Origin of the sequence: Microcystis aeruginosa LEGE 91341 (assembly GCF_015206885.1) — a bacterium.
Lineage (GTDB): Bacteria > Cyanobacteriota > Cyanobacteriia > Cyanobacteriales > Microcystaceae > Microcystis > Microcystis aeruginosa_H.
In genome coordinates this window covers 39,958-51,448 of record NZ_JADEXY010000003.1, presented here as the reverse complement: position 1 = coordinate 51,448, position 11,491 = coordinate 39,958, and the positions used below count along the sequence as shown (strand labels likewise).

Below are 11,491 nucleotides of genomic sequence, written 5' to 3'. Positions count from 1 at the left end.
TTGAGGTCTGCTTTTCTAGCTTAAGGAATTTAACTCCTGTAGCAGTAAATCGGACAATTCTTCTAGGGATAAATCTTCTTCGTTGAGGGGATCAAGATTGTTATCTTGATTTGCTCCTATTGCTAAGGGTTTTAAACTAAAGTCAAGGTCAATAACTTCAGCGACTAGATAATCGACCAAACTGGTCACTGTTGGGTATTTAAAAGTGATAGTTGCCGCTAGAGATTTACCTAAATCCTTGGCTAAACGATTGCGTAATTCCACCGTCATTAAAGAATCCATTCCCAACTCAAAAAAACCTTGGTCAACTTGGGTAAATTCTCTAGCCGGAATAGCGAGAATTTCCGCTACAATCCCTTGAACATGAGCAGTCAAAGCCGCAAAACGCTCCTCAATTGGTACTGTCATTAAGACATTAATAAAATTATTTTCTGGGGTTAATTTTTGGGCTGAAAAACTCTGGAAATCTCGTAATAAAGGCGGAATTTTTTGATTCTCGAAACTGTTAAAAAAGCTATTCCAATTGAGAGAAGCGACAGTTACCTGTGTCCGAGAAGTCGTCAGCAATGTTTCGAGGAGATGCAAACATTTTTCGGGATCAAGAGGGGTAAAACCCTGTTTAATTAGCCTTTTTTTCGCTTTTTCGTCTAAATTTTCCGCCATACCACCCTCTGCCCAGGGACCCCAATTAATAGTCAGGGCCGGCAGTCCTTGCGCTTGACGATAATGGGCTAGACTGTCTAAAAAGGCATTAGCACTAGCATAATTACTCTGTCCAGAAGACCCTAACACCGAGGCCATTGAGGAAAAATTAATAAACCAGTCTAAATCCACTTCTTGACTGAGGAGATGCAAATTCCAAGCACCGAGTATTTTGGGGGAAAAGACGCGCTCAAATTTCTCCCAAGTCTGTTTGGATAAGCTGGCATCCTCTAACACCCCGGCCGTGTGAATAATGCCTTTTAAGGGGGGTAACTGTTGCTCGATTATCTCAAAAGCCCGACGCATTTGGCCAAAGTCGCTAACGTCGGCGGCAAAAACTTCTACATTGGTTCCCTCTTGTCGCCATTGGTCTATAATTGGCTGGGTTTCTGGAGTTATTCCCCGGCGACTTAGTAAGACGAGGGATTTTGCTCCTTTTTTCCTTAACCAATTAGCCACTTGCTGCCCTAAGGCCCCTAGACCACCAGTAATAAGATAGGTGGCATTTTCGGCAATTTCTCGGTTTTTTAGCGACGATTTCGGGATAAATCGCCCTAAACGAGCCACATAGCTCTGGCCTTGCCGCCAAACGATTTGATTTTCCTCCTCCGAACTTTGTAAAGATTGGAACACCTCTAGGGCTAAGGTGTGGCTATCCTGAAATTTATCTCCATCTAGACACAGACAGCGCAATTCTGGGTGTTCTAGGGCAATAGTCCGTCCTAATCCCCAGAGGGAACTTTGGGCAAGGGCAATCACTGTGGGCTGAGAAGGAATGTATTGAGCCGATTGGGTGACAATATAGAGGCGAGGAGAGTAATTAACCTCTATTTTGCCTATTTCTTGCACTATTTCCAGCAAAGTTCCACAAATTCGCTCTTGAGTGGCGGCTAGGTTTTGATTATTTTCTAAAGCTTGGTCGTCATCGATTCCCCAGAGATAAATTAGACCTTGATAGGGTTTTTTGAGGAGATATTGCCAAGTCTGGCGATTGTTTTCGGTGATAAGTTGGCATCTATGCCCTTGTTGCAGCAATTTTTCGGCTAATTGTTGCCCTACTCCCTTTTTGTCGGCAAAAATTAACCAATCTCCTGTTTCTGTCCAATCCATTCCCGTCAAGTCCGTGGCTTGCCAAGTAATTTCGTATAAACTATCCTTGAGGTCGTTGGTCTGGGAAAAGAGGGTTTCTGGCTGGGCCTGTTGAAAAGTTAATCCGTCAATTTGGCTAATTAATTGACCCGATTCGCTGAAAATAGTCAAATCAGCGATTAAAGTGCCGTTTTGCAAATTGCTATGGCTGAAGCGACCATGACAGTATATAGAGGTGTCCTTAACTCCCGAAAAGGTCAATCGATCAATATTAGTGGGAAGATAGGTGCTATTCCCTGCGGGAAATAGTGCCGACATAGCGTGAAAGCAACCATCAAGTAAGACAGGATGTAGCTGGTAATCCACCGCTTGCGAGAGTAGATGGGAAGAAAGTTGAATTTTTGCGACAATTTCGGACTGATTGCGGTAAAGTTCCTGGATAACTCGAAAACTTTCCCCGTAGTTCACTCCTTTACTTGAACAGTCCTGATAATGCTGTGCAATTTCGATTTTTTGGTGACAACGGTTCCGGATATCTGTCCAATTGCAGCTGGGTAAGTCCTGGTTTTCATTGGTTAAATTACCCGATAGATGCAGTAGGGAAACTTCCCCTTCCCCAAGACTGAGAATCTGAAATTGTCCCCCCGCTAGTAAGCTTAACTGTACCTTTTTACTCTGGTTTTCTGAGAAAATTAAGGGTCGATTCAGACTCAATTGACCAATAGTGAACTGCTGATTGGGATATTGTTGACCGGCTGCCACTATAATCATCTCTAGATAGGCTGCGGCCGGGAAAACTACCTGGCCAAAAACTTGATGTTCTTGCAGATAGCTGGGAGAGCAGGGAGAAAGAGAGGATTGATAGTGGACATCCTTTGACCCCAATAGATGCAGCGGTTGCTGTAGGAGAGGGTGGAAAGCTGCCGCTACTGTCGGGGTTTTTAGCTGAGAATCAATGTAATCTAACCAATAGCGTTTTCTTTGGAAGGGATAGGTCGGTAAGGGGATTTTTTCGCGTAAATAATCCAGGTCGAATCCATTCCAGTCAATTTTGACCCCTTTTACATAAAGGGTTGCTAAACTTTGGAGTAGGGTTTCCCAATTCGACTGTTTTGGGGATAAACTAGCTAACCAGAGACCTTGGTCGGGGAGATTTTGCTGACCTAGGCTAATTAAGGTGGTTTTGGCACCAATTTCTAGGAATATTTCCGTATTTAACTCCCCTAATCTTTCTATACCCCGGGCAAACTCTACGGGAGACAGTAGATGATTAACCCAATATTGGGAAGTTGCTATCTCTGCATCGATAACATCCCCAGTCAGGTTAGAAATAAGGGGGAGACGCGGGGAATTATAGGTGATAGTTTCGGCAATCTTGGCAAATTCCCCCACCATACCCGTCATTAAGGGAGAATGGAAAGCATGGGAAACAGCTAAAATCTGACTTTCAATGCCTCTCTGATTGAAGTTAGCGATTAAATGGTTAATAGCCTCAGTTTCGCCAGAAATGACTGTATTTTCTCGACTATTGACCGCAGCAATGGTACAGATGCCCCTAATCTTCCTAAGATGATTGGTCACGCTGTCAGAATCGGTAAAAATTGCCGCCATTATGCCGTTTTTCGGTAATGTCTGCATTAAGCGTCCCCGATGGGCAATTAACTTCAAACCATCTTCTAAGCTAAAGACTCCCGCTAAACAAGCGGCCACATATTCCCCTAAACTATGACCGATGAGAGCATCGGGTTTCACTCCCCAAGATAACCAGAGTTGAGCGAGGGCATATTCCAGGGAAAATAGGGTAATTTGACTGTAAAAAGTCTGATTAATCAACTGACTGGTTTTTTCGTCCCCATATAACACTTGCAGTAAGGATTTCACCCCATAGCTCCGTAAAATTTCGTCACATTTCTCTAAAGTTTGGCGAAAAGTCGGTTGCGTTTCGTAGAGTTCCCTAGCCATTCCGGGATACTGTGAACCCTGTCCCGTACACATAAAAGCCAGTTTAGGGGCTTTTTTCGAGGTTAAAAGACTTCTTTGACCTGAAAAGCGATTTTCACCCCTAATAAAGTCTTTTAAAGCTTGCTCAAGCTGTTTTTGAGCCAGAAAGGGAATAGCTAAACGATGCTCAAAATGCGATCGCCCAGTATTAGCGGTGTAGGCCAGATTTGCCATGACCGTCTGGGAATTTTGACTTAAAAAATCGTAGTAGCGTTGAGCTAATTCCCGTAAGGCTGGCTCACTTTTCGCCGAAAGGGTAATTAAATGACAAGGACGTTCTAAATGAGGTTTTTCGTCACTAAGCCGCTCAAAATTGCTTTCCTCCACGATTAAATGGACGTTAGTCCCACTCATCCCAAAAGCGCTCACTCCAGCCCGTCGGACTCCTTCTCTGACCAACCAAGGGGTAAGAGTGGTGGGGATTTTGACCGGCAGTTTTTCCCAGGGAATATAGGGATTAGGGTTCTTAAAATGAAGATTAGGGGCGATTTGCTGATTTTGTAGCTGTAAAACTGTCTTAATTAACGCTGCAATCCCCGCAGCCCCTTCCAGATGCCCCATATTAGTTTTCACGGTTCCCAAAATCAGGGGATTATCTTGGCTATGACCCTGGCCATAAATTTTCCCTAAGGATAAAACCTCGATGGGATCTCCTAAAGATGTACCTGTACCGTGAACTTCGACGTATTGCAGATCTTTAGGTTGAATTTTCGCTCTTTCGAGGGCTTGTCTGAGTAAAGCTTCCTGTGCCTGACCATTGGGGGCGGTTAAGCCATTACTTTTTCCATCGTGATTGACAGCCGAACCGCGAATTTGGGCGAAAATGAGATTGCCATCTCGGAGAGCATCACTGAGACGTTTTAAGACCACGACACCGCAACCTTCGCCCCGACCATAACCATCGGCCGAAGCATCAAAGGTTTTACTGCGACCCTGGGGAGAAACGGCTTTTAATTTACAATTACTAATCGCAGTGGCCGGGGTTAACATCAGATTGACACCCCCCGCTAAAGCGAGATTACATTCTTGGCCGCGCAGACTTTGACAGGCCAAATGTACTGCTAAGAGGGAGGAGGAACAGGCCGTATCAATTTGCAGAGTCGGACCGTGAAACCCAAATAGATAAGAGATTCTGCCGACGGCAATAGCGCGACTGGTTCCTAAACTGTTGTAAGCATCAATGTGATTGACTACGCCTTGATGAAAACACAATTGGGCATAATCATCGCGAAAAATGCCCATAAATACGCCAGTTTGACTATTAATCAAACTTTCTGGCGCAATAGCTGCATTTTCTAGGGATTCCCAACAGACTTCTAACAGTAACCGTTGTTGCGGATCCATGGCGGCGGCTTCCCGGGGTGAGATGCCGAAGAAAGCTGGGTCAAATTCGTCAACTTTGTCTAAAAATGCCCCTTCCCGACTATACATTTTCCCCGGAACATCGGCATCTTGGTGATAATAGTCGGCAATATTCCAACGTTCTAGAGGAATTTCTGTTACTGCATCGATGCCATTAACCAATAACTGCCAATAACTTGCGGAATCATTGACTCCTGCGGGAAAACGACAGCCCATCCCCACAATAGCGATGGGTTCGGTTTGCGCTTTGACCATTGCATCGAGGTGTTTGTATTGTTCTAAAAAAGCTTGTTTTTGTTGATTCATCTTCCTAACAACTCTTGTCTTGTTATGTCACGTCACTTTCATCTCAGGTTATGCTTGGGAAAAAGTCACGGATAAGCGGGAAAAACCTTGATACTGTCGGGATGGGAAAATTTAGTGGCATAGTCACAATTGTCCCCGTGACTCCGAGGTGGGGGATAGGATAAGGGAAATTAGCTATCCTATCCCCACCAGCGATTAACTAAAGAAGGCAGAGATTTCTTCTTCGGATATTTGGGGTAAAAATCCTAAAATTTCGCTTTTTTCCCGATTATTTGCCGATTCAGCCCCAGTGTTGCTTTGATTAATCTGGTTAGCTAAATATTCTGCCAAACTATCAATAGTGGGATAATTCCAAACAATGGTGGCTTCGACGGGGATTCCCGACCAATCGGCAAGATCTTGGGCTAATTCCACGGCAAAAATTGAATCTAAGCCAAAATCAGCAAAAGACTGACTGGTTTGGATAGTGGCTGGATTGACCTTTAATTTCTGGTGTAACCAATTACCTAACCACATTTCCACCTTTTCGGGAGTTTGTTGGCTAAGAAGGGACTTTTTCGGACTAGAGGGTATATTTACTCGGTTCTGCGTCGGTTGACTAGCAATTTCGACCAGAGAAGTTTCAGCTTGAGGATGAGTCTGTTTAGCTTCTGGTTCCAACGTCAATAACTCGTCGAGTTGATAATCGGAACCCTCTAGACGTTGTTCGATATCATCAATAGATTGAGTATAATCGAGGATACGATCGCGGATAGTCGCCACCGAAGAAGCAAAGTTTTCTTCGGGTGTTCCCCGGAGAGCTTTCTGCACAGATAAATCAAACTGCAATTGACTCCAAGCTAGGGCATGACTGTACTTTTCCCCGGGGTGAATTTGGGCCATTTTCGCCGTTGTTGCTACTAAAGCGGCGTAACAACCCAATTCTCCGATTAAAGAATAAGCCCACGCTAAGGCGGCAGAACGATCACCCCAGAGATTAGACTGGAGACAACGCTGATTAATAGATTGGGCGGTGCTGTGGAGTTGCAGGGCAATCTCGGGCGCTTCCAGAACTTTTGTCAGAAATTCGCCTAATTTGTCCGTATGGGTGATACTTTTGCCCAAAAAGATTTTCAAACTTTCGTTAGGACCTTCGCCAATTCGTAAAACTCTGGCATCCCGGAGAATTTGCGGGGCAAGATTAGTTTCCATGTAACCTCTACCCCCGAGCATCTGAACGAGACTATCGGCCGCTTCCCAGAGGTAATCAGCCCCCGTAATCTTGGCAATAACGGCCATTTCCCTGGGAACAGCAACTTTTTGGTCTAAGGCGGTGGTAATACACTTTAAGAGACTGGACAAGGCCACCGTAGCCCCAGTTAAATGGTCAAAACGGGCTAAAGTAATCGGACTTTCTAGCAATTTACCGGTAGCGATCGAACGACGGCTGGCATAACGTAACATTAATTGTAAACAGCGTTTCATGCCGCCAACTCCCATCATGCCAATACCTAAACGGGCATAAAGTAAAGCATCGTCGGCGGGTTCAGTGCCATTGCCCAATTCTCCCAGCAATTGCTCTTTAGTGACTAAAACATCCTCAAAATAGATGGCATTTTGCATAATTCCCCGTAATCCCATAGTTAGGGATTCAGGTCCCAAACGCAGACCGGGGGTGCCTTGACGGACAAGAAAACCTGTCAAACCGTTATTCCCCGGTTCTTCGGAATCAAGCAAACGGACAAAAACATTAATCATTCCGGCCCAAGCAGAACCATTCCAACGCTTAAGTCCGCGAATTCGCCATTTATCTCGGCCATCCGGCACGGCAACGGTACTAATTGCCCCGATATTCGCTCCTGCTTCCGGTTCCGTCATGCCAAAGGAGGATAATTGTCTTCCTGTCGCTAAAAGAGGTAATAACTCTTGCTTGAGGGAAATAGTCCCGTAGTTGAGCAGCGGACGGATACCTAAGCTGTTATTGAGACTCACCATCGTCGCCAGAGTTAAATCAATGGCGGCTAATTGTTCCATCACCTGCAAAAAATTGCGATTATTAAGGGCTATTCCCCCGTATTCTTCAGGAATCTGCATTCCCATCAGTCCTTGATTGCCAAAATCCATGACAATATAGGGCGGCACACAACGACGGTCATCAATCAGATGGGAATTAATGCGAGTTTTGGCGTAATCTCGCAACCAAGTCAAGATTTGCTCGGTTTTTTCTTGACTAGCGGTTGTGGGGTCAGCTTGGTGACTGCTGAGGGGGGGGGTTAGCGTCGGCATAGGGGATGAAATTAGTGGAAGTTGCTGGTTTAAATACTGTTGACGGCAAGCGTGGCGTTGAATTTTGCCGCTAGAAGTTTTGGACAGAGATGCGGGTTTGATAAAAGCGATATCATAAACTTGCAATTCGTGTTCTTGAAAAACCGCTCGACGAACTGCTTCTAGGGCTTTTTGCTGGTTAAAACGGCGAATTGCCGTTCTTTCTACCTCTTGAACCAGGACTAACTTTTCTTCTGCCTCGATTTCTACGGTAAAGGCGGCAGTTCCACTGGGGCAAAAGTCGGGATAGCATTGTTCTACGGTCTGTTCGATATCCTGGGGATAGTAGTTACCGCCGCGAATAATCATCAGGTCTTTCAAGCGTCCGGTGATGTATAGTTGACCCTGATGAATAAAACCTAAATCCCCTGTACGCAAATAAAAACCCTGTCCGGTATCGGCGATAACTGCTTGAAAAGTTTTTTCTGTAGCTTCGGGATGTTGCCAATAGCCTTGGGCAACAGTTTTGCCTTTCACCCAAATTTCTCCCACCTGCTGGCAGGGACAGCGTTGACAGGTTTCAGGATTAACAATGGCAATTTCTGTGTCGATTTCTGTTTGTCCACAACTGACTAAGGATTGAGAATTTGGGCTTTTTTCCGTAAAAACGATTTGATGACGGTTTAAAGCGGCTTTTTCAACCCAGCAGATTTGAGGAACTTGATTTTTCCTGACAGCAGCAACTTTTAAGGTGGCCTCGGCTAAACCATAACCCGGACAAAAGGCGGCAAACTCAAAACCACAGGGGGCAAATTTACGAGCAAATTCGCTTAAAATTTCTATTCTGACGGTTTCTGCGCCATTTAAAGCCACTTTCCAACTGCTTAAGTCTAAATCCGCCAGCTTTTCCTCTTTAATCTTGTCAAGACAACGTTTATAGGCAAAATTAGGGGCGGCAGTGTGGGTGGCCCTGTATTTGCTGATGGCATTTAACCAACCGAGAGGACGTTGTAAAAAGGAAACCGGAGACATTAGATAACAGGGAAATCCTCGATAAAAAGGCAGTAAAATGCCATAAATTAGCCCCATATCATGAAAAGTTGGCAACCATGTCACCATAACGCTCTTTTCATCGTGTTCCCAGCCTAAATCTAAATCTCGGAGGTTGGTCAAAAGATTCTCGTGATTGACCATCACTCCTTTGGGAGTCCCGGTGGAACCGGAGGTGTATTGTAAAAAGGCTAAGGTCTCTGCTTTTATCTGAGTGGGGTGGTCTTCGGCTAAACTTTTGCCGATTAAGCTATCCGTAGCTAGAAAGGGAATGTCTCTGTCTAGTTGCCTTTTTAATTGGTCTAATTCCGATTGTGTGCTTAAAAGTAAGCTTGCTTGCGAATTATTAATAATAGAAGTTAAGCGAGCCATCTTTTGGTTTTTCTTGGGCAAATTAACTGGAATTGCCACTACTCCTGCTAATAAACAGCCGAAAAACCCAGTAATAAACTCTAATCCCGAAGGGTATGCTAATAAAACTCGTTCCCCCGGTAATAGGATGGATTGGAGACTATTGGCAATCGCTTGCGCTTCTAGAAATAATTCCCCGTAGGTAAGGCGTTTTTCTTCGGTTTCGCCATCGACTAAAAAGGTATAAGCAGTTTTTTGGGGTTGGTATTGGGCGCGATAACGAATAATATCGACTAAACTGCTTATTTCTGACAAATTAAGCTTAGTATCTAAACAAAGAGTCATTTTTTTACTCCCTATTATTAAATGGAATCGAAGACAAAGATTTAATCCTCTCGCACCGGGAAAAGTTTCTGGTGACGGGGCGACGGTCACTCTAGGGGTGATTTGGGCTTAAATTAAAGGTTTCTCCGTAAATTTCGCCATAGCAGAGCTTCTGAGTCCCAAAACGTCCCCCATACTCGCTCAAGGGTTCATCGGCGTATCCCAAGGCTAAGAGACAACAGACATCGACCGTATCGGGAATTTGGAAATACTCGCGCAAGGGTTTAGCCACAAATCCTTCTAGGGGACAACTATCCACCCCCAAGCTTTGCGCCGCTATCATGAGATAAGTAACCGCAATCATAACTTGTCGGTTGCTCCAAGCTTCTGGAGACTGATAACAGGGTTTAAATTGGAAAAAAGGCGGAATGGCCATGTGCATGAACTTGGCCCGTTTTTCGGAAATCGTCCCCTCTTGCTTTCCTAACTCAATTACTTGATTAATGTAACCACGATGGTTAACTTGGCGATCGCCACAACAGATTAAAACCACGGGTGCATCGACCAATTTATCTTGTTCAAAGCCGAATTCTCGCAATTTTGCCTTATTTTCTGGTTCTCTAACCACAATAAATCGCCATGGTTGCAAATTATAACTAGAGGGTGCTTGGAATCCTAAACGAAAAATTTCGGCTAAAATTTCTTCGGGAATGGCATCGGTGCGAAATTTACGAGTAGAGCGTCTTTTCTGAAATATTTCAGCAATATTCATCATCTAACCCCTTTTATAAGACTTTTTCAACGGTTTAACCTAAAAAACTTTCGGGAATCGCTGGTCCCCATTGATAGAGAATATCTAACCCACCCGCATGAAGTTCTGGCTCGGTGGTTTGCTCGAAAAGATCCCCATCGGTAAAATGTTCAATGAGGCTACCGAAAGGATCTTGCCAATAGTCAAACACTTGACTTCCCAACAAATGGCGACCAATACCCCACACAGGAGTCCATCCTTTTTCCCGTAACCAATCGTGGCCGATTTTAATAGAGTCAAAATCTTGCACCTCGAAGGCAGTATGATGGACTTTGGGGTGAGAACCTTGCAACATGGCGATGGTGTGATGATCAACCCATTCCTCTCCCCGTTGACAACGAAGAAAACCCCCGACTCGTAAACTGGGATGGCCGTAATAAATTAAATCTGTTGCTTTTAAGCCAAAAGTCTGCTGATACCAGTGATAGCTTTCCTCAAAGTCTTTGACATCAATAGCTAGATGACCTAGACGTAAAATAGGTGCGGGTTCTTTTTTCGGCCTTTGGGTGCGACCTAAACGGGTTTTCCGACTAGCGTGATTCCATTGCAAGGGTTCGGGAATCGGCAAAGGTTCCACTTCCTCGATACCATAGACCAATTCTAGGTTAAAACCGTTGGGGTCAATAATTTTGATGCGCTGACCACCGCCGGGGGTGAACAGGGTTTCCACGGTCGAAGCGGAGGCTAAAGTGGCTAGTTCATGTAAGACGGATTCTGATGTCGCTTCTAGGGCAAAACTGACAAATTTAGCTTCTTTTCCCCATTCTACGACATAGACAAACTGTTTTTTGCCTCTAGCTCGCATATACAAGGCTGTATCGGTTTTAACTGCGGTAATCAGGCCAAAATCCCTCAAAAAACGTTCGCACAGGTCTAAATCCGGATGTTGATAGGTAACGTAGGCAATATCAGCAATTTTAGTCATAGTCGGTCATCCAGTGGAGTTGTCTAATTCGGCACAAAATAGCCAGACAGATATCGGTCAAAGTGCTGCCATAGCAAGGGTAAAAAGACTATTAAGAAAATCTGAACCTTGTTGTGGTTGATTATGGCATTGTGAGTACACCCACAGTCAAAGGCTAATTTTTCTTGCCCTCAATTGCTATCCCAGACTGGAGTTTGAGTAACTTGGGGGTGGAGAAAAACCTTGGGGAACTTCGGGGTTTTGCGGAAAATTTTTTTGAGAGATGTGGTCAAGGTTGTCTAGAGTACCTCGATAAATTGGACTTATTGAGAAAATATTCACACTAA

At 44.5% G+C, this 11,491-nt stretch carries 4 protein-coding genes; all 4 read right to left on the bottom strand.

Translation table 11 applies throughout. From position 1 onward, the window contains the following. Positions 1-15 precede the first annotated feature (15 nt). Complete coding sequence (locus IQ234_RS01125) at positions 16-5,460, bottom strand: type I polyketide synthase (protein ID WP_193955706.1); 5,445 nt, start codon at positions 5,458-5,460, stop codon at positions 16-18. 195 nt (positions 5,461-5,655) lie between these two features. Then, complete coding sequence (locus IQ234_RS01120; RefSeq protein WP_193955705.1) at positions 5,656-9,450, bottom strand: AMP-binding protein; 3,795 nt, start codon at positions 9,448-9,450, stop codon at positions 5,656-5,658. Positions 9,451-9,541: 91 nt separating this feature from the next. Further along, positions 9,542-10,204, bottom strand: a complete 663-nt coding sequence (locus tag IQ234_RS01115) for a nitroreductase family protein (RefSeq protein WP_002776854.1) — start codon at positions 10,202-10,204, stop codon at positions 9,542-9,544. 31 nt (positions 10,205-10,235) lie between these two features. Continuing rightward, positions 10,236-11,165 (bottom strand): VOC family protein, encoded by a 930-nt coding sequence (locus IQ234_RS01110; protein ID WP_002732692.1) that lies wholly within the window; start codon positions 11,163-11,165, stop codon positions 10,236-10,238. Between the last annotated feature and the right edge of the window lie 326 nt (positions 11,166-11,491).

Coding starts and splice junctions, on each gene's coding strand:
- IQ234_RS01125 (WP_193955706.1), bottom strand. CDS start 5,460: ATGAATCAACAAAAACAAGCTTTTTTAGAACAATACAAACACCTCGAT.
- IQ234_RS01120 (WP_193955705.1), bottom strand. CDS start 9,450: ATGACTCTTTGTTTAGATACTAAGCTTAATTTGTCAGAAATAAGCAGT.
- IQ234_RS01115 (WP_002776854.1), bottom strand. CDS start 10,204: ATGATGAATATTGCTGAAATATTTCAGAAAAGACGCTCTACTCGTAAA.
- IQ234_RS01110 (WP_002732692.1), bottom strand. CDS start 11,165: ATGACTAAAATTGCTGATATTGCCTACGTTACCTATCAACATCCGGAT.